The 25180-nt window shown below is 43.8% G+C and carries 26 protein-coding genes and 1 pseudogene; 22 read left to right on the forward strand and 5 right to left on the reverse strand.

Going from position 1 to position 25180, the window contains the following annotated elements; translation table 11 throughout:
- The 9 genes from JNUCC1_RS10620 to ltrA all read left to right on the forward strand — a co-directional run bounded on the left by JNUCC1_RS10620 (position 1) and on the right by ltrA (position 10671).
- Positions 1-687: a response regulator transcription factor gene (locus JNUCC1_RS10620; protein WP_156645520.1), complete on the forward strand. Its 687-nt coding sequence runs from the start codon at positions 1-3 to the stop codon at positions 685-687.
- A gap of 3 nt (positions 688-690) precedes the next feature.
- The gene (locus JNUCC1_RS10625) at positions 691-2049 is read left to right on the forward strand and encodes a sensor histidine kinase (RefSeq protein WP_331713745.1); all 1359 of its coding nucleotides are present in this window, start codon (positions 691-693) and stop codon (positions 2047-2049) included.
- A 68-nt stretch (positions 2050-2117) separates the two neighbouring features.
- On the forward strand, positions 2118-3953 hold the full coding sequence (gene typA / locus JNUCC1_RS10630) for a translational GTPase TypA (RefSeq protein ID WP_156645521.1): 1836 nt from the start codon (positions 2118-2120) through the stop codon (positions 3951-3953).
- A gap of 634 nt (positions 3954-4587) precedes the next feature.
- Entirely contained in the window at positions 4588-5934 is a 1347-nt protein-coding gene (locus JNUCC1_RS10635) for an IS4 family transposase (protein WP_156645522.1), read from the forward strand.
- Between the two features lie 307 nt (positions 5935-6241).
- A complete protein-coding gene (locus JNUCC1_RS10640; RefSeq protein ID WP_156645523.1) occupies positions 6242-6520 on the forward strand; it encodes a YkvA family protein in 279 nt (92 codons plus the stop codon).
- 59 nt (positions 6521-6579) lie between these two features.
- Positions 6580-6936, forward strand: coding sequence for an ArsR/SmtB family transcription factor (locus JNUCC1_RS10645; protein ID WP_156645524.1), 357 nt, complete (start codon positions 6580-6582; stop codon positions 6934-6936).
- Between the two features lie 60 nt (positions 6937-6996).
- Positions 6997-8286 (forward strand): arsenic transporter, encoded by a 1290-nt coding sequence (locus JNUCC1_RS10650; protein ID WP_156647080.1) that lies wholly within the window; start codon positions 6997-6999, stop codon positions 8284-8286.
- Positions 8287-8298: 12 nt separating this feature from the next.
- The gene (arsC, locus tag JNUCC1_RS10655) at positions 8299-8715 is read left to right on the forward strand and encodes an arsenate reductase (thioredoxin) (protein ID WP_156645525.1); all 417 of its coding nucleotides are present in this window, start codon (positions 8299-8301) and stop codon (positions 8713-8715) included.
- 609 nt (positions 8716-9324) lie between these two features.
- On the forward strand, positions 9325-10671 hold the full coding sequence (gene ltrA / locus JNUCC1_RS10660; RefSeq protein WP_156645526.1) for a group II intron reverse transcriptase/maturase: 1347 nt from the start codon (positions 9325-9327) through the stop codon (positions 10669-10671).
- Position 10672: 1 nt separating this feature from the next.
- Here ltrA and JNUCC1_RS10665 read toward each other — a convergent pair whose 3' ends face one another.
- From JNUCC1_RS10665 to JNUCC1_RS10675, 3 genes are all read right to left on the reverse strand, one after another.
- Complete coding sequence (locus JNUCC1_RS10665; RefSeq protein WP_156645527.1) at positions 10673-11668, reverse strand: ABC transporter permease; 996 nt, start codon at positions 11666-11668, stop codon at positions 10673-10675.
- Positions 11661-12578, reverse strand: a complete 918-nt coding sequence (locus JNUCC1_RS10670; RefSeq protein ID WP_156645528.1) for an ABC transporter ATP-binding protein — start codon at positions 12576-12578, stop codon at positions 11661-11663. Before JNUCC1_RS10670 ends, JNUCC1_RS10665 begins: the two co-directional genes overlap by 8 nt.
- 143 nt (positions 12579-12721) lie before the next feature.
- A complete protein-coding gene (locus JNUCC1_RS10675; RefSeq protein ID WP_156645529.1) occupies positions 12722-12868 on the reverse strand; it encodes a YfhE family protein in 147 nt (48 codons plus the stop codon).
- 131 nt (positions 12869-12999) lie between these two features.
- Between JNUCC1_RS10675 and JNUCC1_RS10680 the strand changes: the two genes are divergently transcribed.
- From JNUCC1_RS10680 to JNUCC1_RS10695, 5 genes are all read left to right on the forward strand, one after another.
- Positions 13000-14115 carry a thiolase family protein gene (locus JNUCC1_RS10680; protein WP_156645530.1) on the forward strand — a complete coding sequence of 372 codons (1116 nt, stop codon included), beginning with the start codon at positions 13000-13002 and terminating at the stop codon, positions 14113-14115.
- 113 nt (positions 14116-14228) lie between these two features.
- Positions 14229-15410 carry a CapA family protein gene (locus JNUCC1_RS10685; protein ID WP_156645531.1) on the forward strand — a complete coding sequence of 394 codons (1182 nt, stop codon included), beginning with the start codon at positions 14229-14231 and terminating at the stop codon, positions 15408-15410.
- 90 nt (positions 15411-15500) lie between these two features.
- Positions 15501-15608, forward strand: a complete 108-nt coding sequence (locus tag JNUCC1_RS19245) for an undecaprenyl phosphate translocase family protein (RefSeq protein WP_331713746.1) — start codon at positions 15501-15503, stop codon at positions 15606-15608.
- Positions 15593-16321 carry a DUF368 domain-containing protein gene (locus tag JNUCC1_RS10690; protein ID WP_331713880.1) on the forward strand — a complete coding sequence of 243 codons (729 nt, stop codon included), beginning with the start codon at positions 15593-15595 and terminating at the stop codon, positions 16319-16321. Before JNUCC1_RS19245 ends, JNUCC1_RS10690 begins: the two co-directional genes overlap by 16 nt.
- 82 nt (positions 16322-16403) lie before the next feature.
- Positions 16404-16724 carry a thioredoxin family protein gene (locus JNUCC1_RS10695; RefSeq protein ID WP_156645532.1) on the forward strand — a complete coding sequence of 107 codons (321 nt, stop codon included), beginning with the start codon at positions 16404-16406 and terminating at the stop codon, positions 16722-16724.
- 409 nt (positions 16725-17133) lie between these two features.
- On the opposite strand, the gene JNUCC1_RS10700 is transcribed toward JNUCC1_RS10695, so the two are convergent.
- Positions 17134-17778 carry a VOC family protein gene (locus JNUCC1_RS10700; protein ID WP_197431712.1) on the reverse strand — a complete coding sequence of 215 codons (645 nt, stop codon included), beginning with the start codon at positions 17776-17778 and terminating at the stop codon, positions 17134-17136.
- Positions 17779-17960: 182 nt separating this feature from the next.
- Here JNUCC1_RS10700 and JNUCC1_RS10705 point away from each other — a divergent pair, with 182 nt between their 5' ends.
- The 8 genes from JNUCC1_RS10705 (at position 17961) to JNUCC1_RS19255 (ending at position 24273) form a co-directional block, all read left to right on the forward strand.
- Positions 17961-18653, forward strand: coding sequence for a response regulator transcription factor (locus tag JNUCC1_RS10705; RefSeq protein ID WP_156645534.1), 693 nt, complete (start codon positions 17961-17963; stop codon positions 18651-18653).
- Positions 18653-20005 carry a HAMP domain-containing sensor histidine kinase gene (locus JNUCC1_RS10710; RefSeq protein ID WP_156645535.1) on the forward strand — a complete coding sequence of 451 codons (1353 nt, stop codon included), beginning with the start codon at positions 18653-18655 and terminating at the stop codon, positions 20003-20005. Before JNUCC1_RS10705 ends, JNUCC1_RS10710 begins: the two co-directional genes overlap by 1 nt.
- 95 nt (positions 20006-20100) lie before the next feature.
- Entirely contained in the window at positions 20101-20817 is a 717-nt protein-coding gene (locus JNUCC1_RS10715; RefSeq protein WP_156645536.1) for a PepSY domain-containing protein, read from the forward strand.
- 119 nt (positions 20818-20936) lie between these two features.
- Positions 20937-21632, forward strand: a complete 696-nt coding sequence (locus JNUCC1_RS10720) for an ABC transporter ATP-binding protein (protein WP_331713747.1) — start codon at positions 20937-20939, stop codon at positions 21630-21632.
- Entirely contained in the window at positions 21629-23017 is a 1389-nt protein-coding gene (locus JNUCC1_RS10725) for a hypothetical protein (RefSeq protein ID WP_156645537.1), read from the forward strand. The genes JNUCC1_RS10720 and JNUCC1_RS10725 overlap by 4 nt, the downstream gene beginning before the upstream one ends.
- Positions 23018-23167: 150 nt before the next feature.
- Positions 23168-23404, forward strand: coding sequence for a glutaredoxin family protein (locus tag JNUCC1_RS10730; protein ID WP_156645538.1), 237 nt, complete (start codon positions 23168-23170; stop codon positions 23402-23404).
- 183 nt (positions 23405-23587) lie between these two features.
- Positions 23588-23833 carry an alpha/beta hydrolase gene (locus JNUCC1_RS19250; protein ID WP_331713748.1) on the forward strand — a complete coding sequence of 82 codons (246 nt, stop codon included), beginning with the start codon at positions 23588-23590 and terminating at the stop codon, positions 23831-23833.
- Positions 23830-24273 carry an alpha/beta hydrolase gene (locus JNUCC1_RS19255; RefSeq protein ID WP_331713749.1) on the forward strand — a complete coding sequence of 148 codons (444 nt, stop codon included), beginning with the start codon at positions 23830-23832 and terminating at the stop codon, positions 24271-24273. The genes JNUCC1_RS19250 and JNUCC1_RS19255 overlap by 4 nt, the downstream gene beginning before the upstream one ends.
- 39 nt (positions 24274-24312) lie before the next feature.
- On the opposite strand, the pseudogene JNUCC1_RS10740 reads toward JNUCC1_RS19255, so the two are convergent.
- Positions 24313-25175, reverse strand: a pseudogene (locus JNUCC1_RS10740) (DegV family protein).
- Positions 25176-25180 lie beyond the last annotated feature (5 nt).

Genomic DNA, 25180 nt, shown 5'->3' on the forward strand with positions numbered 1-25180 from the left:
ATGAAAAAACAAATTGGCATCGTTGAAGATGATCCAAACATTGGAAACATCGTGTCTGCCTATCTAAAGAAGGAGGGCTTTGACGTCAGTCTGTCACAATCGGCAGAAGCGGCATGGACCCTGTGGGAAACGAATCCCCCTGATATGTGGATACTCGATATTATGCTGCCGGGTATGGATGGCTATGAGTTTTGCAAACGCGTTCGGCAGTCCAGTGAAATTCCCATTATTATTATATCCGCTAAAGACGAAGAAATTGACAAAATCCTTGGTCTTGAACTGGGCGGGGACGACTATATGACTAAGCCGTTCAGTCCGAGAGAACTTGTCGCGCGGGTCAAACGATTATTTAAACGCACCCAGGCAACTGCTTCTTCATCAGATTCTGAAGGAGAAAAAGTTTCCGCTGGTCCTTTGGTCATTGATTTAAACGAACGACTGGTGTTTTGGTACGATGAAGAGATCGAAATGACAACAAAAGAGTTTGATTTGCTCACATTGTTTGCTGAACATCCCAACAGGGCCTATTCTAGGGAAGAATTGCTATATAAGGTGTGGGGGTCTGATTACTTTGGAAGCGACCGGGCTGTGGATGATCTTGTGAAACGGCTGCGCAAGAAGCTTCCTGAGGTGACACTTGAAACGGTGTGGGGTTACGGGTACCGGCTCAGAAGCGAAGAGGACTAGCCTGTGAAATTGAAATATCAGTTGAATCTGGCTTTTACCACATTGCTCCTCGTGATCTTGACAGTGACTGGATTTGTTATTTATTCAATGATTCTTGATACGCTTGTGGAAGATGAACAAAGACAGTTGAAGCAAAAGGGCGAAATACTCGTTAATATTTTGAATCAGCAGTATGACAGTCGTAATGTACAGGCCTTCAGCGATTTTTTGGAATCCCAGGACTTGCAGCTATTTTTATATGACCGAACGTATAACCGCATCCTTTATACCTCACTGCCAAGGGAAGTGGCGCAGGGCGTGGTTTCAAATAATGACATTCAAGCCTCTGAGGAAACGCTGTGGACCTACGACGGAAGCACATTTGTCACATCGCGCATCCGGTTTTATCCGGCGGAATCAGGTCTTGAACTGATTTTGCTTACACCGATGACAGATCTTCAAGCTGTTCAGCAAAATTTTATTGAACAGCTTATGATAGTATTTCTCATTGGTGCTGCTGTGGCTATTGCTTTGAGTTATTACTTAACCAACAAGCTTGTTACGCCGCTTACAAAACTCAAGCTCGAACTGAAGAAAATTGAAAAGCGTCAGTTTGACGAGATTAAACCCATTGAAGCCACAGGGGAAATAAAAGAGGTTGAGAACAGCGTCCATGACATGGCTGATGCACTTCATAAGTATATGGCCTCCCAGCAGGCGTTTTTCCAAAATGCGAGTCATGAGCTGAAGACCCCGCTGATGTCCATTCAAGGTTATGCAGAGGGAATCCGTGATGGTATTTTTGATGAAACAGATACGGAAAAGGGTCTTGATGTGATGGTTATGGAAGTAAAGCGGCTGAAGAAGATTATTAATGAAATGATTTTATTGGCCAAGCTGGATAGCGAGCCATCCATTTATGAACAAGATCTTGTAGATGTAAAAGAATTACTCGTCCAGGCGATCGACCGGACCAAACCGCTCGCCCATGAGCAAGGAATAGATGTTCAGCTTTATGCAGACACTGAGACAACGATCTATGTGGACGGTGAGAAGTTTCTCAGGGCCCTATTAAATCTGTTAACCAATGGCATTCGACATGGAAAAGCTCACGTTCGACTGACGCTTTCCAAGTCAGAAGAAGACGTATGGATTACGATTGAAGATGACGGAGAAGGTATACCAGAAGACCTCATTCAGCATATTTTCCAGCGGTTTGTCAAAGGGAAAACAGGTGAGACCGGTCTCGGGTTGTCGATTGCCCGTGCCATCGTGGAACAGTCCGGGGGCAAGATCACAGCTGGACAATCTGAATTGGGAGGAGCAGCGTTCACGATTACACTGCATAAACATCATCCAAGTGATAAAATTAATGGCTCTTGAAATGTCTATATCATTGTGATATAATTGGATGGTTTTAGTGCAAGTTTTACACGAAGGAGCGTACTTGAATGCAATTAAGAGAAGACATTCGCAATATCGCCATTATCGCACACGTTGACCACGGAAAAACGACATTGGTCGACCAGCTGCTGAAATATTCCGGGACCTTCCGGGCAAATGAACACGTCGATGAACGTGCCATGGACTCCGGAGACATTGAACGGGAACGCGGCATTACGATTTTGGCCAAAAACACAGCGATTCATTATAAAGATACAACGATTAATATTCTTGATACTCCAGGACACGCAGATTTTGGCGGCGAAGTTGAACGGATTATGAAAATGGTTGACGGCGTATTGCTCGTTGTCGACGCCTATGAAGGCACCATGCCGCAAACCCGCTTTGTGCTTAAAAAAGCGCTTGAACAGAAATTAACCCCTGTTGTGGTGCTGAACAAAGTAGACCGTCCAAACGCTCGTCCTGAAGAAGTCATTGATGAAGTACTTGATTTGTTTATTGAACTCGGAGCAGACGATGAACAGTTGGAATTCCCAGTTGTATACACGTCAGCATTGAACGGCACATCGTCATATGAACCGGAGATCGAAGCACAGACGGAATCAATGGATCCGATTTTCACAACTATCCTTGATCATATACCAGCACCTCCGGACAACCATGAGGAACCGTTGCAATTTCAGATTACCTTGCTGGATTACAACGAATATGTCGGCCGTGTCGGCATTGGTCGTGTCTTCCGCGGTAAGATCAGTGTCGGGCAGCAGGTTGTATTGTTGAAAAAAGACGGCACAACCAAGTCATTCCGAATCAGTAAATTGTTTGGGTTTATCGGATTGAAACGGACGGAAATCCAAGAAGCCAAGGCTGGCGATATAATTGCCGTTGCAGGGCTTGAAGACATCAACGTTGGAGAAACAGTTTGTCCGGCAGATCATCCGGAACCGCTTCCGATGCTCAGAATTGATGAACCAACCCTGCAAATGACTTTTCTTGTGAACAACAGTCCGTTTGCCGGTCGCGAAGGTAAATATTTAACCTCTCGTAAAATTGAGGAACGTTTAATGACACAGCTTGAGACAGATGTCAGTCTGCGGGTAGATCCGACAGAATCACCTGACGCATGGATCGTTTCCGGCCGTGGTGAATTACATTTGTCCATATTAATTGAGAATATGCGCCGTGAAGGCTATGAGTTGCAGCTGTCGAAACCGAAAGTTATTCTTAAAGAGGTCGACGGTGTTCTATGTGAGCCAATGGAGCGCGTACAGGTCGACGTGCCTGAAGAATACACAGGTGCTGTCATGGAAACCCTTGGTGAAAGAAAAGGGGAAATGCTCGACATGGTCAATCAGGGAAATGGCCAGGTCCGTCTCGAATTCAAGGTGCCATCACGCGGCTTAATCGGCTACACAACAGAGTTCATGTCTCATACAAGAGGTTATGGTATCTTAAACCACACGTTTGATGCGTATGAGCCGGTTGTTAAAGGTCAGGTCGGCGGCAGACGTCAGGGTGTACTCGTTGCGCTTGAAAAGGGGAAGGCTTCCACTTACGGTATCATGCAGCTTGAAGACCGTGGTGTCATTTTTGTTGAACCTGGTACAGAGATTTACTCAGGCATGATTGTTGGCGAACATAACCGGGAAAATGATTTGACCGTTAATATTACAAAAGAAAAGCATTTAACCAACGTTCGTTCTGCAACCAAAGATCAAACAGCCACTATCAAGTCAACACGTAAAATGTCACTTGAAGAAGCTCTGCAGTATCTTGACGACGACGAATATTGTGAAGTTACACCAGAAACCGTTCGTCTGCGCAAAAAGATTCTGAACAAAAACGAACGTGAAAAAGCCGCTAAAAAAGCGAAAACAAACTAACCAACTTAAAAACGGCAAAAGACATTCATGTGCTTTTGCCGTTTTTTTAACTCCTTTTTCATTCAACTTGTTACTTGAGCACAATATCCGTAGACTGTGAACTAAGCGAGGACGTTATGACTGCCTCGTCCACCGATCTCCGGGAAAACACTGCGCTTTCCATGGGCGCTGCTGAGCCTCCTCGCGCTGCGCGCTGTGGGGTCTCACCGAGGCTTTTGCTCCCATAGGAGTCTCCGTGTTTTCCCGGAGATCGGTGAAAATAAGTATTATACATTTTAATTGAGCACGTAATTTTCCACGATAAAAATTAGGTGTATTTAAAGCGAAAAAGTTATACTACAGGAACGAGACGCAATGTTAATGCAGGACAGGACTGATTGAGAGAGTGTAATGGTTCAAATGCAATTATGTACAGAGCAGTCCAAGCCATATTATTAAATAGGGTGATTGAAGCGAAGGACAGTCGACTCCTGCGGGAATAGCATGAGTCCGAAGACCCCGCAGTGAGCGGTCTTTGCGAACGAGGAGGCTGAGGCCATGCCCCATAGCCGTCAAGCTAAGCAGGATATTTTAAAACCCAAAAAGTTATCCGTTATTCTGACATTATAAATGGAATAATTTGGAGGTATTACGGATGGCTAAGCAATATTATTTTGACTCGTTTGTGAAAAGTGTGCTCGATATTTTATCAATATCTGAACTTCGCAATGTTGCTCAAGAAACAGGTTTCGTACAACGATTGAAGAAGATCAAGCCGGAAGATTTCTTAAGTATATGTGCCTTCTTACATGAAAAAGTTGGTACGGAGGGATTAGGGCAACTCTGTGCCTCCCTTTCTCGTGAATCAGACATATCCATATCTAAACAAGCCTTACATCAACGATTAGACGAGAAAGGAGTAGCTTTTTTAAAGCAGGTTTTTATGCAGTTAGCGGAGAAACAACAGATGTTGTCGTTACCTTCTCCATCTGATTATCCATTTTCTCGGATCCGCATCTTAGATGGCACGTCCTTTCAAGTAAAGAAGAAATCCCCGAGCTATTGGGATGGAGTAAAAATCCAATTAGAGTATGAGCTGTATCAAGGGAATTTTTTGCATACGTTGTTCTATGGACCGAGAGACAGTGATCACGATGCTGCTGAAGAATTGGCAGATACAATAGAAGAAGGGGACCTTGTCCTGCGTGACCTCGGCTATTTCTCGGGAGAACACTTTAAAAAAATAGATCAAGCCGGAGGCTTTTATATTACTCGCGTTCCTGCCAATATGACCTATTGGACTTTGGATGACAAGCAACGAAAAATCCAAATAAAGCCTGAAGAAGATGCTATGCACCTAGCCCCAGGCGAGATAAAGGATTATGGGTTCGTTCAATTAGGTGTTAAGGGAAAAAACACATTCCATGCACGTGTAGTCGTACAACGGTTAACTGAGGAGCAACAAAAACAGAGAGATACCTATTTAAAAGAAAGAAGACGGAAAGGGGGGTATACCCAATCCGCCAACAAGAAGAATCATATCCAAATCCTTGCCACAAATATAACACAAGAAGAAATGGATGAGCAAACCTTGTATCCTATCTATTCCTTGCGTTGGCAAGTGGAGATTCTCTTTAAAACATGGAAATCACTATTTGAAATTGATGATGTGCAGGCAATGAATACTGACCGCTTTTACTGTCATTTGTATGGGACTTTAATTCATATTCTTCTTTCATCGATGATAACTTTTCAGTGTCGTTACAGCCTTTACGAAAGGTATCAACTAGAAGGGAGTGAGTACAAATGTATCAACCATGCGAGAAACGCAATAGTAGAGACGAAGGGGTATTCACTCTATCACCTTTCTTCTTTGAAAGCTCTAATTGATAATATTTACCAGAACATATACCGGCATGGAAGGAAAGATCACCGTTGTCGACATAAAAGTCCTTTTGATGTCTTAAACATTGCATATAAGGAGCACTTCCGTGCCGCGTAAGTAAAAATGTAAAGATGAAAGCAAGCACCCAAAAAGAATATGAAATAGGCTGGAAAAATATGTTTGTATTTTCATTGCGCTATACTACTTTTTTCTTAGCTTGACGGCTATGGGCCATGCCCGCGGAAAGCGAACTGTCCGTAGCGGAAATCACCCTACGCTTGTCACGCACATTGACTTGTCTTTTCACTTAACAGCCAGAACGAGTTTTCTATACGTCGCAGTTTGTGTCAATTGTTCCTTAGTGTTATAACTAAAAAAGCAGTAAGTTATGGAAAAAAGTTTTTGGTAAAGGAGAGTGACAGGGATGCGAAGGTGGTTTAAACGGGTATGGTTTTTGCTTCGGTTTCATAAGTCTGTGCCGTTTTTAATCGACTATTTCAAATCCGGGGAAGTGGGTCTGTTTAAAAAGGTTATATCCATTTTGTTGATTGCGGGATATGCCATATTCCCCTTTGACATTATACCGGACTGGCTTTTTGTATTTGGCTTCCTGGATGATGTCGCTGTTGCAGCCTGGATCCTGCAATATATTGTTAAAAAAGCACCTCAGCCACTTCGAGAAAAACATGGTTTGAACAAATAGAAGCTGCTCAGTGCAAATTCTTGCATTGAGCGGTAAATTTTTATACGATATATAAGCAAATGCTTATATATTGGGGTGAAGTGATGCTGGAAACGAAACCTTCTAGGGATGAAATTATTATGTTGTTTAAACTGCTGAGTTCTGATGCGCGTCTGTCGATTATGAAGCTGTTGCAAAGGCAGGAGTGCTGTGTATGTGAATTAACAGCTGCCCTTGAAATGACGCAGCCCGCCATTAGTCAGCATCTGAAAAAACTTAGAGAAGGCGGTCTTATTATAGAAGAGCGTCGCGGGCAGTGGATCTATTACCAAATGAATCAATCAAGCCCATTGCACCAAGTGCTCACCGTTCTGCTGAATGAGGTGCCTGAAAGTGAGCGTCAGATTGAAAAGATGGAAACAAATGCTCAATGCTGACTGATAAACGCTTCAACCAAGCAAAGACATAACAACCAGGGGGATTTCGTTTTGGATAGCATGACTTTTTTAGCACTGGGAATATTCATTATTACACTCGTTTTAATTATATGGCAGCCCAAAGGTCTTGGTATCGGCTATACTGCAATCGGCGGGGCGATCATTGCGTTGTTGTTTAATGTTGTGACAATTGGAGATGTTGTTGATGTGACGGGTATTGTTTGGAATGCCACCCTTGCTTTTGTGGCCATCATCATTATTTCTCTAATTTTGGATGACATCGGGTTTTTTGAATGGGCAGCCCTTCATATGGCACGTATGGCTAATGGGCACGGTCTACGCATGTTTATTTACATATCTTTACTTGGTGCCGTTGTTGCGGCTTTATTCGCCAACGATGGTGCGGCACTTATTCTGACACCTATCGTTCTTGCGATGGTGCGCGCACTAAAATTCAAAGATGCACTTATCTTACCGTATATCATGGCAAGTGGTTTTATCGCCGATACGACTTCTTTGCCGTTTATCGTGAGTAATCTTGTGAATATCGTCTCTGCAGACTTTTTTGATATCGGTTTTCTGGAATATGCATCACGTATGATCATTCCAAATCTGTTTTCACTTATCGCAAGTATTACGGTACTATATCTCTTTTTCCGGAAAGATATTCCGAATAATTATGATGCCAAAGAGCTGAAAAACCCGCAAGAAGCTATACGTGATCTGCGGATGTTTCGTCTGTCATGGGTCGTTTTAGGGGTGCTGCTTGCAGGTTACTTTGCCAGTGAATTTATTGCAGTACCGGTTTCAGTTATTGCTGGAGCTGTGGCCATTATATTTCTGCTGCTCGCTCAGAATAGCCCTGCTGTCCAGACAGCACAGGTGGTCAGAAACGCACCATGGGCCATTGTGTTTTTTTCAGTGGGAATGTATGTAGTCGTCTACGGTCTGCGCAATGCCGGCTTAACGGATTTGCTCGCCCAAGTCATTGAATACGGAGTCTCTGGAGGGTTATTTGCCGGCACTATGCTGATGGGCTTTCTTGCCGCCATTCTGTCATCCATTATGAATAATATGCCGACAGTGATGATTGATGCCCTTGCGATTGCGGATACACAAACGACTGGCACAATGAAAGACGCGTTGATATATGCGAACGTGATCGGTAGTGACCTTGGTCCGAAAATCACTCCGATTGGATCGCTGGCGACACTATTATGGTTGCATGTTTTGAAAACAAAAGGCGTGTATATCTCTTGGGGATATTATTTCAAAGTCGGCATCATCCTGACGATACCGACCTTGTTTATAACACTTGCCGGTTTGTATATCACAATGCTGATGTTTTAAGGAGGGGGTTCTATGACGCATAAACCGATTATATATTTTTTGTGCACTGGAAATTCTTGTCGAAGCCAGATGGCAGAAGGATTTGGCAAAAAATATCTTGGGGAAGAGTGGGACGTGAGAAGTGCCGGGATTGAGGCACACGGTTTAAATCCGAAAGCCGTTAAGGTCATGGCTGAGAAGGATGTGGATATATCTCGTCAAGCATCGTCTGTTATCCATCCGGATATTTTACAGCAGGTAGAGCTTGTCGTAACCTTATGCGGCGACGCAAAAGACAACTGTCCAATGACACCGCCACATGTCAACAAAGCGCACTGGGGGTTTCCGGACCCTGCCAAAGCCACAGGCACAGAGGCTGAAAAATGGTGTGCTTTCCAAGACGTCCGAGATCAAATTGAAGCACGCATCAAAGCATTTGCAATGTCATAATCCCAGTTTTAATAAAGAAATCAAAGAAAAAGGAACCGAGTGTGTTTGCACTGGTTCCTTTTGTGTGTGCCAGGCATGCGCACACTCTATAGGGTTAAAGTCCCGAATCGTGAAGGCAGTAGTAGCGATTAGCCAAGGACAAGGGTGTCCAGAGAAATCTGGAATCTGAAGGAAGTCTGCGGCAAATCTCCGCCCGAGGAACACGAACTTCATAAGGCTAGATGTACTTGGACGAGGCTGCACAACAAGCCAAAACCCATACTGCCAAAGGGTGCATAAAGTAGATGAAGCGGGGACATGGGGAGGAAGGGTGTGTGCTTACCCTGGGAGGTCTGGCAGAAATGCACAACCCATTGTGTAACTGAGTACGTAAGTACTCACTGAACTGTCAGAAGTCAGCAGACGCCATAGTAATGGGGATATCTAGAGTTCCCATGAAGGGCTGAATCATTTAAGGAGAATTGTCGCTTCGCGTACGCAACACTTGATGAAGCAGAAACATATATCCTTCCTAATGGAGGAAACGGTGAATTCCGTGGGGGACATTAGAAGGGCTGAAAGTGATTGCCACACAAGAGGAGAGAACAATTCACGCAGGAGTTGGATATCATGTTGGATCGAATTCTATCACGGGAAAACTTAATAAACGCACTAAAACGCGTTGAACGTAATAAAGGCAGTCATGGTGTAGATGGAATGCCCGTACAAAACCTACGAGCGCATGTCATGAAACATTGGACAAGCCTGCGAAAAGAAATCCAAGAGGGGTCTTATCGTCCTCAACCTGTCCGTCGTGTCGAAATCCCGAAACCAAACGGCGGGAAGAGGAAGTTAGGCATCCCAACCGTGTTGGATAGATTCATCCAACAAGCAATTGCACAAGTTCTCACTGAAGAATACGACTCAACGTTCTCGAAACACAGTTATGGATTTAGACCAAACAAGCGAGGACATGATGCCGTAAGAGAAGCAAGGCAATACATGAAAGAAGGCTACCGTTGGGTCGTTGACATGGACCTAGAGAAATTCTTCGATAAAGTCAACCACGATCGTTTGATGCGCACATTGAACAAACGTATTGAGGACCCACATCTATTGAAGCTGATTCGAAGATACCTGCAGGCAGGTATTATGGAAGAGGGTTTAGTGCGTCCTAATACAGAAGGAGCTCCGCAAGGTGGTCCGCTCAGTCCACTACTTTCCAATATCGTCTTAGATGAGTTGGACAAGGAATTGGAGAAAAGAGGACTCCGTTTCGTCCGCTATGCGGACGACTGTAATATATACGTCAAATCAAGACGTGCAGGGTTGCGTGTAATGGAAAATATTACACAATTTATTGAAAGTAAACTCAAGCTGAAGGTCAACGTAGAGAAAAGTGCGGTGGATCGCCCATGGAGACGTAAATTTCTGGGGTTTTCCTTCACGTTTCACAAAGATCACCCGAAAATCCGGATACCCAAAGAGAGTATCAAACGCTTCAAACAACGTGTCCGGGCTCTTACATCCAGAAGAAAATCCATGAATATGACAGATAGAATCGAGAAACTCAATCGATATTTGGTGGGCTGGCTTGGTTATTATCAACTGGCAGAAACGCCAACCACATTCAACAAACTGGATGCCTGGATTCGAAGAAGACTGCGAATGATTAGGTGGAAAGAATGGAAGCTAGTCAAAACGAAGTACAAGAATCTTGTGAAATACGGCGTGAAGAAAGAGAAAGCGTGGGAATGGGCCAACACAAGAAAGGCTTATTGGCGGATTGCCAAAAGCCCCATCTTGCATAAAGCCCTTGGTGACCAATACTGGTCAATCCAAGGGCTTAAGAGTCTGCTTAAACGATATCAAACGTTGCGTTGGACTTATATGAAACCGCCGTATACGGAACCGTACGTACGGTGGTGTGAGAGGTCGGGGGTTAGTCACCCCCTCCTACTCGATCATACCAATTAACTTACTGTCCTGCTACGTCGCGTTTCGTGAAAAACGTCCAAGACAATGCCAGGAAGATGACGTAATAGACGAGGAGCACCGTGATTGAAAAGCCAAGCGACATGCCTTCAAAGGGAATGTGGCCGCCTTTTTCATAGATTTCCAGGTTTGTATTGGCAAACAGGATATATTTTGCCCAGTTGTAATCAGACAGGAACATAACCAGTGTGTTCCCGGAAAACATGAGAAAGACTGCTGTTCCAATCGCAAGCGCACTGTTTCTGAATACAGAGGAGATCATAAAAGCGAACGTGCCCATCATCACGAGATTAATCAGCTTGAAGCCGTAACCTGATAAAATACTGGTAAACACATTAATCTCTTTAAACTCTGAATCCATTGCCATGATATCAACAGGGACTACAATTTCGGGGCTCAGCCCGTTTAGGCCAAATAAGACAGCACCGACCAGGAATGAAAATACGAGCACAAATATCAGAGTGAAAAATGCGAATAACAGAACCGAGGCGTATTTTGATAATAAAACCTGGCTGCGTGAGATCGGCCTGATCAGTAAGAGTTTAATCGTTCCCCACCTGAATTCATTCGCCACAATTCCTGCTGCTACGATAATCGTTAACAAGCTTACAAGAGAGGACAGCGCTTTGTTCTCAAGCACGAACTGCATCGCCCCGTACCCTTCCGGCTGAACATCGTTCTCAAGGTGATAGTTATTCTTGGCGACCCGGCTCATATCCGGACCGATAATAAAGGCATCTTCATTTTCTTCTAATTTTTTCTGGTATTCTTCGTTTTCCTTATGAAGTTGTTCATTTTCTTCCTGCATCACTTGCCGCCAGTCGTCACCAGTGTATTCTGTATCCAGATCAGCAAAAACTTTCGTTATGACCCCAGATGCGAGGATGATGAGTGCAAGTAAGATATACATCACCCAAGTGGATTTACGTATGTATATTTTGAATTCTTCATTGAACATCATTTTAAAAAATCTACTCAATCGTATTCTCCCCAATCAAATCAAAGAATTTATCTTCCAGTGACCCGTTTGACATGTTCACCTGGTAGATATCGATGTCGTTTGCTACAAGCTTTTTTATGATTACGGGCATCCGGTCTTTCTCGCAATTGAAGGAGAGTAAGCCATCTTTTACGTTTGTCTCCAGTTCCAAATCCGTTCTCAACAGTTCCAACGCTTGTTCAGTGGGAAGAACCTCAAGAGAAAACGTCTTCTGTGCGTTTTCTTCCTCACCCTGAACATATTGTGTTGTAATCATTTCACCATTTTTAATGATGCCGATGCGATCACACATGAGTTCAATTTCCGATAGCAGGTGACTGGAAATAATAACAGCAACCTCTTCTTCCTCTGCCAGCCTTCTGATGTATTTACGAATCTCGCGTATACCAGCCGGGTCAAGTCCATTTGTTGGTTCATCGAGAATCAAGATGGATGGTTTATGCAATAGTGCCTGGGCTATCCCGAGTCGTTGTCGCATCCCCAGTGAGTAGCGTCCGACCTTTTCTTTAATCGGCTTTTCCATGCCCAGCAGCCGCACAACGTCCATAATTCTTTCATCTGTAATGCCTGGGATCATACGGGCGAAATGTTTTAGATTTTGCCAGCCGCTCATAAACGGGTAAAGTTCAGGATTTTCGACAATCGCACCAACTTCACGGATGGCTTCCTTAAAATTTGTTTTAATGCTTTTTCCAAGGATTCGCACGTCACCTTCAGAAATTTTCATTAACCCGACCATCATACGGATTGTCGTTGTTTTGCCAGCACCGTTTGGGCCGATAAAACCAAATACTTCCCCTTTGTTGATTGTAAAAGACAGATCTTTAATAATGTGTTTGCTGCCGATGGTTTTGTTGACCTTCATTAATTCCATCGCTGTTTGTGTCATCTTTGCTCCCCCATTTCTGTATCGCTTACCTTCTACGGATTACATTCAAATTAGTTTCAATAATGTAGAACTATGACCAGATCATAACACAAAAAACACCACTCCATCACCTGGAGTGGTGTACTTAAGTGGGTCATATGTGCTTATCTGTTTTCACTTTTGGCATCTTTAACACGTTCGCGCCGGTAGCCTGCTGCGATGTCCGCATGCTTAAACTCTCGTGCGTAGTGGACTTCCTGTGCGTCTGAAAGTTGTTTGTTTTTTGTAGGTTGATATTGTGCTTTAGCCATAATCTCACCCGCTTTTAAATAGAATAGGTTATATATAGGTGTTCCACTTAAAGAGATACGCTAAACATGTTATTTAAAATTCATTTCACTCCATGTATACTAATAGGTAATAAAGAGAGGGGTGGATCGTGATGCGGGAAGTTGTAATTATAGATGGATGCCGGACACCTGTTGCGAAACGGAAAGGTGCCCTTGCGGATTGGCGGCCGGATGACTTGGCTGCATTGATTTTAAAAGAACTTATAAAACGGACAGGTGTGGGCAAACAAGATGTAGAAGATGTCATTATGGGTTGTGTGACACAAATAGGAGAACAAGGCGGCAATATTGCCAGAGCAGCGTCTTTAATCGCTGGCTTCCCCGTACATGTGCCTGGCGTAACAATTGACAGGCAGTGCGGTTCCAGTCAGCAAGCTGTCCACTTTGCCGCACAGGCAATTGCTTCAGGTGATATGGACATCGTGATCGCAGGTGGTGTAGAAAGTATGACACGCAGTTCAATGGGGTCAAACCTGGCAAAGTCGAGTCCCTTGCTAACAGATCAATATGAGATCGTCAATCAGGGTATTTCGGCAGAGAAAATTGCTGACAAGTGGAACCTTTCCAGGACAGAACTTGATGCCTATGCCTATTCAAGTCATGAACGGGCGCTCAACGCCATGAAAGCAGGATATTTCAATGGTGAAATGGTCGGTGTGAATGACTTCAGTGCGGATGAAGGTCCAAGAAATGACACATCTTTAGCTGCGCTTGGAAATTTACGGCCTGTTTTTAAAGAAGACGGTAAAATCACAGCTGGCAATGCCAGTCAAATGAGTGATGGGGCCAGTGCAGTTCTTGTCATGTCCCGTGAAAAAGCGGATGAATTGGGCTTAACGCCTAAAGCGCGCATTGTCGCTCGAACAGTTGTCGGTTCTGACCCAACGCTTATGCTGACAGGTCCAATAGCTGCGACAGAGCAGGTGCTCAAACGTACGGGACTCGACATTGAAGATATCGACCTGTATGAGGTGAATGAAGCTTTTGCTTCTGTTCCGCTTGCATGGCTGGCTGACACAGGAGCAGATCCGGCCAAATTAAATGTCAATGGCGGTGCGATTGCGCTCGGCCATCCGCTGGGTGCTACTGGTACAAAATTGCTTGTCTCGTTATTGTATGAATTAGAGCGAAGAGGTGGGCGTTACGGGCTTCTCGCCATCTGTGAAGGCATGGGAACTGCCAATGCGACCATTATAGAACGCTTATAACAAAGATGACGAGACCTGGGTTAAAAGAAACGTTTTTTCAAACGACACGTCTAATGGGCATAAAGAACATCAAAGAGAGGTCTCGTGATTATGTATAAAAAGTATGGCTACAATTGGCTGGCATTTTAATTGTTGTTTTGCTTCTGGCTGCTTGCTCTGAGACGGAAGAAGCAGACCCGCCCAAGGAGAATGCACAAGGTGAACAAGGCTCTTCTGGGAAGAAAGATCCTAGCAACATACCGTCGGAATCTCAGCCGGAGCCTGATGAGCCGGATAAAATTGAAACAGAAATAACACTTTCAGCAGTAGGTGATATGCTCATTCATAAAAGGGTCTACGATGATGCACGGGCAACCAAAGGGTTTGATTTTATGCCGATGCTGGAAAACGTAAAACCCTTCTTAGGTGATGCAACGATCACTTTTGCCAATCAGGAAACAATGATTGGTGGCGAAAAATTGGGCTTGTCAACATATCCCCGGTTCAATACCCCACAAGCATTCGGTGATACATTAAAAGAAGTGGGTGTGGACGTTGTATCAATTGCAAATAATCATACCTTGGATCGAGGGGAAGAAGCCATTCAAAGCGCCATCCAGCACTGGGAAACCATCGATATGATGTACACAGGCGCTTATAAAGATGAATCTGACAGCGAGCAATTGCGTATTATGGAAACCGATGCCGGCATTTCGATTGCATTTTTAGCCTACACCTATGGCACAAATGGCATTCCGACTCCAGGTGGAAAGGATTATCTGGTAAACGTGATCGACCAAGAGGCTATTGCAAAAGACACCGCGAGAGCCAAAGAGCAGGCGGATGTTGTCGTATTAAGTCTGCATTTCGGCAATGAATATGAACGTATGCCGAGTGACAGCCAGAAACAACTGGTTCAGTTTGCAGCGGATCAAGGGGTGGATATCGTTCTGGGCCATCACCCACATGTTCTGCAGCCAATGGAGTGGGTGACAGGGGAAAATGGAGAGAAAACACTAGCTGTCTATTCCCTTGGTAACTTCTTATCCGGCCAGTATGACCTTTACCAGCGCATTGGCGGAATCGCCCAAATGACGATTAAAAAAACAGTTGAAGGTGAGCAAGAAACGATCGAAGTGACCAATCCTGCTTTTATGCCTACGTTTGTAAAGTTTAAAAATGATAATGACTATGAAGTGACCCCGATGTATCAGCTTACAGAAGCTGATCTTGCTGGTGCAGAAGATCATTATAAAGCCATCAAACAGCACATGTCACAATGGCTTCCTGAGCTTGAATTTATTGAGGGATCGTGACTAGTTTAAAAGTCAGTATAAAAGAATGGTTTTTTTTGATATGATATTCTTATGTTTTTGATCTAACGATGTTGAAGGAGTTTATTGTCTATGGAATGGAAGAATATATACCGGGGCATTTTGATGGGAGCAAGTGACCTTGTGCCAGGGGTCAGTGGCGGAACAATAGCATTACTCTTGGGATTTATGACCGGCTGATCGCTGCAATCAATGGTTTTTTAAGTAAGGACTGGAAGAAACAGCTAGGTTTCCTGATTCCTCTGGGGATCGGGGTTGCAGGTGCGGTTTTACTGTTAAGTAAAGTGATCCATTGGCTTTTGGAGCATTATCCGGGACCGCTGCATTTCTTTTTTCTGGGACTTATTTTGGGCGTTATCCCCTTCTTGCTGCAGCAATCGGATGCCCGCCATACATTCAAAAGCCGTCATGTTTTGCTTTTGATTATTGGAGCAGTTGCGATCGGCTCAATTGAATTTTTGGACACGACAGAAGGTGCACCTTTGGACGTGGGGACAACGGGCTCGTATATTTACTTGTTTATGGCAGGTTTCATAGCCAGTGCTGCGATGATTCTTCCGGGGATCAGCGGTTCAATGATCCTTCTTGTTATAGGTGCCTATTCGACTGTGATTACCGGACTCAAAGACTTTCAATTAGATGTTTTATTTGCAACAGGGATTGGAGTGGCTATCGGCATTGTCGTTATGAGCCGGCTGATTCGTTTCTTTTTAGAGCGTTACCGGACAGGGACATTCGCACTGGTGATCGGTTTTGTCATCGGCTCCCTAGTGATTGTCTTTCCTGGGTGGGCAGATGATGTGTCATTAATGGTGGCAAGTATTGCGGCTTTTGCGATTGGTCTTTTGGGAGCCTTCTTGTTAGGTAGGCTGGAATATAAAGCTGAAGGATAAATGGCAGAGGATAAGCATCTATAACGACATCCAGGTAAAACTTCGATACAATGAGGGTATCATAACTAAAGAGGTGTTTTACATGGAACATATTCAAACACGGGAACAATTTGATGAGATCATCCAATCGGATAAACCGGTTATTATAAAATTCTTCGCTGACTGGTGCCCTGATTGCAAGCGCATGGACATGTTCATCGATGATGTCATGAGTGAATTTAAGCAGTATGACTGGTATGAAGTGAATACAGATGAGGTTAAAGGTCTGGCGGAAGAATATGAAGTGATGGGGATTCCGAGTATGCTCATATTCCAAAATGGAGAAAAGAAAGCCCACCAGCATAGCGCGCACACAAAAACGCCCGAATCCGTAACCGAATTCCTGCATCAGCAGCTTGGATGAAAAATTGAGATAGGTTGATAACAATCTCGAGCATACACAAACCGATGGTGACCACGCGCTTGTGAGGCCGCTCCGGGAAAGCACTGCGCTTTAACTTTATCACAGCTCAAGTGCGACATCTGTTCAAGAAGTTCACTTTCACAGTGTCTTCTTTGCCGCGGGCCTGCTGAGACTCGGGCCCGCAGGATGTGGGTCATGAAGGCGTTGCGACAGGACGTCGCGGTTTTAGCCTTCCTTCCCCTATACCGCGCTCCGGGGTCTGACCGAGGCTTGTCCTCCCGCTGGAGTCTCCGTGTTTTCCCTCCGCTAAATCATAAAACCCGAACAAATATCCATAGAAAATGGATTTGTTCGGGTTTTATGTTTAATTAATTTGTTTTGTCCCAGCCTCTCTATGACTTCTAAAGTTCTAGACAAGGTCAAATGTCAACTGGCCGTCTTGGGGGAAATACAGCTTTGTGTTGGCCAGTGGCAAATGGTTGTATAATTTACGTGGCTTGAGGTTGTAAATGCGTGCGAATGTGTCTTTGTCAAACCACCCCATATTGATTTTCGTAATGGCTTGTGGATTTAACAGGCTTGTGGATGCCTGATAATCAGCAGGTGACCCCCATTCAATGAGAAAAGGCAGCATTTCCTTTGTGTAATCATATTCAGGGAAGAGCATGCGCCATTTGAGCATACTGCCATCCGGTTTCTCACGTTCCCCTGAGAAAGGCCCTTGATAAGGAATGTTTTGCTTCTCAAAGTGATCGATTAATTTATCCATTTGTTTGGTTCTGAGGGCGACTTGAAATGGACCGGGACGATCATGATCCAGCATATGAACAAGGTGCTGTATCAATGGATTGTCTGATGCTCTTGCTGTTTCTTTATCTTGAATACCCAGCCACTCCATATAACTCGTATTGGCAAAAAATGAAAGGTAATTGTATGTGCCCCAATTTGTATGCTCGCCGCCTTTTATGGCTTTAATGGAAAATTGATTGCCATAGCGCGAGCTTGCGTCTTCCGCATTCTTTCCTGCGATGACGATATGATCCAATGCTAACATCAACATCACTCCCCGATTTTAAGTGAAAGATCTGCTCGTTTTTTTTTCGTGATGTACTGACAAACTCTTATTATGAACAAAGACTGGCAATGATTGCAACTTCTTTGATTGACAGGTACCACTTTTGGGCTGTCTTTTGGTATAGTAACATTAAACGATATTGAAAGTAAGCAGGTGTTGTTATGGGGAAGGCCCAGATATTAATAGTGGAAGACGAACGAAAGCTCAGCCGTTTGCTGCAGCTTGAATTGGACTATGAAAACTATGAAACGACAGTGGTGGATAATGGGAAGGACGCATTGAGGCAGGTGGAGGAAGGTCAATGGGATCTCGTTCTTCTGGACATTATGCTGCCAGAGCTGAGCGGCCTTGAAGTGCTGCGCCGGGTGCGCCGCACAGATGAAGCGACACCTATTATCCTCCTGACAGCCCGTGACCAGGTTCATGATAAAGTGAGCGGACTTGATCACGGAGCCAATGATTATATCACTAAGCCATTTCAAATTGAAGAACTGCTGGCACGAATTCGTGTTCACTTGCGTCAGCCTGTGAAAGAAGCTATTACCCAGGGGAATGTGATTAAGGTTTGTGACATGGAAATTAATTTGGATGCGCATGAAGTTCAGCGGGCAGGCCAGGCTATTCAGCTGACGCCGCGTGAATTTGATCTGCTGGCATGTCTGGCCCAAAATAAAAACATTGTCTTGACACGTGAACAGTTGATTGAACATGTGTGGGGGTATGATTATTTCGGCGATACAAATGTCGTTGATGTCTATATCCGATATTTACGCCAAAAGATTGACAATGGTTTTGACTATCCATGCATTCAAACTGTCCGTGGCGTCGGCTATTCCATAAAGGATCATGCTTAATGAAGCTGCGAACGAAGATCCAACTGTTCTCAAGTCTTTTCATGCTCATATTGCTTTTATTGATTAATACATCGGTTTATTATTTATTTTACAAAATCACTGCTGAAAGTGAACTGGATGAGCTTGTGGAACAAACCAATACGATTGTCAGACGGCTGAATGACGACCCGAATATTTCTGAAAAAAAGTTGCTCCGTGCCTATTTGCCTCAGGACGGTATGATTCGGGTTGTGCAAGAAGATGAATCCCTCCTATTGGGGTCGCTTACACGTGAAAGCGAGTACACCGATATCCCTCCTGAATTTAGCCGGGGAGAGAAGCATTATGTGACTTCAAGAGGGAACGGTCTTTATACGGCTACCGTTGCCAAACCAATTATTTGGACAAACGGTGATATTGTAACTCTAGAGGTGACACGGCACTTAAACGCGCTAAAAGAAAATATGAACACATTGCTATACGTGCTGATTGCTGCCTCACTGCTCATGCTAATCCCGACGTATGTGGCCGGGCTCATGCTCGCACGTTTTCTGCTTAGCCCAATCAGAGCTCTGACAAGAACAATGCAGACGAACAGTAAGGAATCCGAGTGGCAAAAGATTGAAGTGAACAACCGTTCCAAAGATGAACTTTTCGAAATGGAAGCTACATTCAATCAAATGATTGAACACCTGAAAGCGAACTTTGAAAAGCAGGAAATGTTTGTTTCGGATGCGTCCCATGAGTTAAAAACACCAATTTCCATTATCAAGAGCTATGCTCAGATGGTGCGACGCCGCGGGTATGATGACAGGGATGTGCTAATCGAGTCGATCGAGACAATTGAATCTGAAGCAGATCGCATGCAAAAGCTGGTTGAACAGATGTTGGAACTAGCCAAAAATAAAGGCACCCACGAACTTGAGAATGTCAATTTGTCCAGTCTCGTCACTGAGACAGCCGAAACGTTCGAAAGAGCATACAATCGTGACGTTATCTTAAACGAACAAGATGACCATGTATTGGTAAAAGGCTCACACGATCAGCTGCAGCAAATCTTCTACATTTTGATTGACAACGCCTTTAAATACAGTGATGGTGATATCCATGTTACAGTAAGAACAGAGCACAACTTGGCTTGTGTGGATATTGCCGATGAAGGTCCAGGCATTCCAGAAAAGGCACAACCCGATGTTTTCAACCGCTTTTATCGGATTGATAAGGCGAGAAGCAGGGAAACTGGCGGGACTGGTCTTGGTCTGGCTATAGCCAAGACGATTGCCCAGACGCATGATGGCGATCTCACGTTAACAAGCATAGTTGGTAAAGGGACAACATTTACGTTGGAACTTCCAGCCCTTATTGAAAAGTGACCTTCTTTCTCAGCAAATTCTAATGTGATACTCAGCGTTTTATCATAATTGATGGGTATGATGGGTATACAAGGCCAAATAAGGAGGTTTTAACGATGAAAAAGAAAATGGTTATGGCAGGCAGTGCCGTCGCCGCAGCAGCCATTCTGGGATTGGGACTTTATCATTCTGATGCTTCACAAGCAGATACGCTGTCTACAACCGATATTAAGCAAATGGTACAGGATCAATATCCTGGCACCATTACCGAAATAGAACTGGATAAGTCCACTAATAAATCCGTATATGAAGTGGAAATAGAAGGTGAAAATAAATCATATGACCTGACACTGAATGCTGAAACAGGCGAGGTATTAAGTCTTGAAGAAAAAACTGTCTTCACAAATAAAAAGGCAGATAAAGAAGAGGATAATAAACTTGTAGTAAAAGAAAAAGAAGATGCTGATCAGGCAGCTGAAAACAAGCAAGACACAAAGAAGAATGTTAAAAAACAAGAAGCTCAATCCTCCTCCAAGGAACAGTCTGCTAAAAAAGAACAGCCAAAACAAAGCAATCAGGACAAGGGCATGATTGGCGGCAAAGAAGCTTCGCGAATCGCCTTGAATGAAATAGATTTTCCCGGGACTGTCGTGTCCGTTGAATTGGATGAAGACGATGGACGCATGATTTATGAAGTGGAAATAGAAGGTGAAAACGGGGAAGCAGATGTTGAAATCGATGCCTACACAGGGAAGATTATCGTCCTCGAAGTTGACCTTGATGATTATGACGATGACAACGACGACAGCAACGACAACAATGACAGTGATTAATCTCACGGGACCTGCGCAAACGTGTCCGATTTATTCGGGCACGTTGTTTGTATTTGAAACCAAACCCCAGTATTGAACGTATGTTATAAAGGAAGCGGATTGAGAAAGGGGGCGTGGCTGTGAAAGCTCTTGAGGCCGTTAATGTCAGTATGCATGTTAAGGAAGCGCGTTTAATTGAAAATGTGTCGTTTACGCTCAAAAAAGGTACGGTGCTTGGCCTGGTTGGTCACAATGGCGCTGGCAAGTCCACATTAATCAAAACAATTATGGGGGTCCTCGAGAAAACCACCGGATCAATCGTTGTTAATGAAACGTTTGATCAAGACGCTCACCTGCTGGAATATAAACAATGTCTGTCATACATACCTGAAGAACCATTGCTTTTAACTGAGTTGACTGTCATGCAGCACTTTCAACTCTACGGACAAAGTTACGGTTTGGCTGAAAAGGAGCTTAACGCGCGTGTGGATCCTTATATAAGCGGATTCGAGCTCAAGGATAAACTAAATGAATATCCGGATGCATTATCTAAGGGCATGCGTCAGAAAGTCCAGACCATTTGTGCCCTCTTGCCTGACACCTCCATTCTGATTATAGATGAGCCTTTTATGGGACTTGACGTCTATGCAATGGAATATTTGGTTGATCTGATTCGTGAGAAAGTATCAAACGGTACAAGCGTTATTCTGTCCACCCACCAGCTTGAACGGGTTAAGGACATCGCTGATTCCTATTTGATGCTCCAGGAAGGACAAGTTCAAGAAGAAGGGCCGATCAGCGCGTTTGATATTATTCAAAGGCGGACTGAAATATGAATCATGCATCTCTCCTGCGTACCTACTTTTTTATCCGTCGGAAACGCAGGGCCAAAAAACGTCGTATTCGTAAAATGGCTTTTGGTGTTATGGTTGATAAAACAACCGCTGTCTATTTGCTGATTTTGGCAGCATATGCATTTGCGAGCATTTTCATTCTAAGTGATGTACTGGACTCTGTAGCTGAATGGTTTACGGTTGTTGAGGAAATAGGGAGGGAGCGATTCTGGTTCATCCTCACGATTTTGCCTATTCGTTATGTGAACCAGGCATTCACCAAACCGGGGGTCACGTTTTCAAGTTCAGAATTCCAGCTGTCTTTACTGCCTTATAAACGCAAAAGCATTTGGCTAATGAGCGCACTGTTACAATGGGGCAGGCAACTCGTCATACTGGGTGTCACTGCTGTCGCCATTATTTATCTGACCGGATTATCTTTTCAGCTGGTTTTTAGTTATGCAGGCTTGCTGATGTTTTATAACGTCATCATGACGATTCCGCAATGGAAGCTGTTCCAAATGCATATTGTCTGGAAAATCGGGACAGTTGTTTTACTTATTATAGTGAACGGGGTCGGCGTCTTAACCCATCCGGCTGTAACAGGGGTTCTTCTTTTAGGAGTCATCTTAGGTCTTAATATTCTCTGGACAGAACGCCTTTTTAAGAACATCGATTGGAAGAGGGTAACTGAATCAAGTGACTTCGCAATCTGGAGTATGATGATTGTTGACCGGGCAAGTGGTGTGAAAATGAAACAGAATAGGTTGTACAATATATTCGATAAAGTAAAGTTGTTGAAACGGCCTTTGGATTATAAGGGGCTCAGTATCTGCAGGCGCATTTGGCTGTTATACCTCGGAAAAAATTATCAGCTTCTTCTGCAATTAATCGGTGCGTTGCTTGTTTTAATGTTTTTTACATTATATTTGGGAAAAGTCTATTTTCATATCGGAGCAGCGTTGGCGATATATATGTATACGCAATCTGCAAGAGCACTTTTCATAGACCGGTTTCACCATGATATTGTACAAATATTACCTTGGCCTGTTAAGTATTATAAAAAGGCATTTTTGGAATGGATGCTATATCTGAGTATTCCGTTTGTCTTGCCAATCAGTCTGTATGCCATGCTTTATGGGTCGTTATGGTTACCGGTGACACTGCTCCTGTATGGCACTGTATTTGTACTGTCTTTTGAAATCACACTTAAGAAAGCCATCTCGATTGTGGCAAAGCACCGGACCGACCACAGGGGTGAGGAATTTGTGATGGCACTTGGCCTGATATGCGTTGGCGCAACAGGCTACTTGCCGATTTTATCATTGAGTTTTATGCTGTTTGGCTGGCTGCTGCACAGTAGATATACCAAGGTTGTAGCAACATAATCTTATGGATCAACCTCTCCGTCATGCTCCGGAGAGGTTTTTTCTTTAAAATGTAATCTAATTTACATATTTGTGTTTAACCTGTAACAAAACGGGAATAGAATGGTGAAATAATTTAACTGTGCGTTAGGCATATAAGGGGGTAACACCATGAATCATAAAGACATCGTTGTATATGTAAGCAACAATTGCAGCTCAAGTGAAACAGTCATTAACCAGCTGGAGAGATGGAATGTTGATTATAAAGCAAAAAACGTTTCAAAGGATCAGGAAATTATGAGTGAACTGCAGGAACAGGGCATATTTGGGACTCCTGCAACGTTTGTTGGAAATGAACCGATATTAGGTCCGCAGCTTAGCAAGCTTAAACGAAAAATAGGCGTCTAGATCAAATATACGCACATGAATGAACTTCAAGCGTATACTATCTTATCAACGAATTTGTTACACATCCGCGAAGCAATATATTCCACAATATAACACCACTATGTGTGACCGCTTTGAGTCATACTAAGAATAAGCATTTGGGATTCTCCCAAATGCTCTACGAATAAGAATGGAGCGACAATAATGGCTGGTTGTTTGATTATCCACGGATATACAGGCGGCCCTTTTGAAGTGGAACCATTGGCGACGTATTTGCGCCAGTCTTTGAATTGGGATATTAGAATGCCAACTCTGCCGGGGCATGGGGAAACGATTGCGATAGAAGACATGTCTCATAAAAAATGGATTCAAGCTTCTGAGGATACACTGAAACAATTGCTAAAACAGCATGACGACGTGTATGTGATTGGCTTTTCAATGGGGGGATGATTGCAGGTTATCTGGCAGCAAAGTATCCTGTCAAAAAACTTGTCCTCCTTGCACCATCCAGGAGATTTCTGTCCTTTAAACAGATCACCCGGGACATTGGGAATGTTGTTTATGACGGTATTCGAGGAAGATTGCGTGAGAATCAGATTTATGCGCACTACAGCAAGAAATTAAGATCTGTTCCGGTTAAAGCGAATATTGAGTTTTTAAAGCTTATCCGGCATACCCGCTCATACGTTCATCAGATCAAAGCTCCGGTATTGATCGCACAGGGACAGCAAGACAATATGGTCCCCTACAAGACTGCCCTGCATCTCGACAAGGAGATTGCTTCAGAACAAAAAGAAATCGTTCTCTTCGAAAAATCCCGCCATCTGTTATGCCTCGGGAGCGACGGTGAATCGCTAAATAAAATCGTATTGGACTTTTTGAACACATAAAAACGATATGAGACACGCTCATATCGTTTTTTTATCTGTTTATCGTTTGTCCCCAAAGAAAGAGATAACGAGGGCACCTTCTCCTGCGTAAGTGGAGATCAGAGGGCCGGTCTCTGTCAGCAGGCCTTCTTTGAATGGGTACGTTGCCATGATATCGGCAAGTACCTGTTTGCCTTTTGCTTCGTCGTTTGTGTGAGTCATAGAGATGATTTTGTTTTCAAATTGCTTTGTGTGGTCCCCGATCTGGTCAACAAAGCGACGAATGGAGCGTTTATCTCCGCGGACCTTTTCGGTCACTTCGATCGTGCCGTCATCCTCTGTTGCTTTCATGAGCAATTTGATATTGAGCGTTTTGGCGATCTTGCCTTTCACTTTATCGAGGCGACCGCCCCGGACCAGGTTTTCCAGTGTCTTCAGGACAAATAAGGTTTTGGTTTGTTCGATCCGTTCATATAAGTGAGTGACAAGGTCATCAAATAATATCCCTTCTTCCATCTTGCGGTTTGCTTCGTGTAATAGAAGTGCAAGCCCGCATGAAGCTGTTTTGGAATTGATCACAGCGATTTGCCGGTCGGGTTCCTCTTCAAGGAGCATGTCCTTTCCACTTACGGCATTATCATAAGTGCTGGAAAGCCCTTTAGTGAGACTGAGCATCAGAATGGCTTTGTTTGGATCAATTTGTTTATAGGCTTCGTAAAAATCGTTTGGACTGGGGCAGAGGATAGTGGCAATTCATCTGCTGTTCTCATTTTATTGTGAAACTCCGCTGTTGTCATATCAATGCCTGTCCGGTATTGTTCATTTGAGAAATGCAGATAAAGCGGTACGACAGTGACGTTTAACTTTTTTTCAAGCTGCTGAGGCAGATCTGCCCCACCATCTGTCATCAGTTGAATGGTCATATACT

The organism is Lentibacillus sp. JNUCC-1 (assembly GCF_009741735.1).
In the GTDB taxonomy this organism is placed as follows: domain Bacteria; phylum Bacillota; class Bacilli; order Bacillales; family Amphibacillaceae; genus Lentibacillus_B.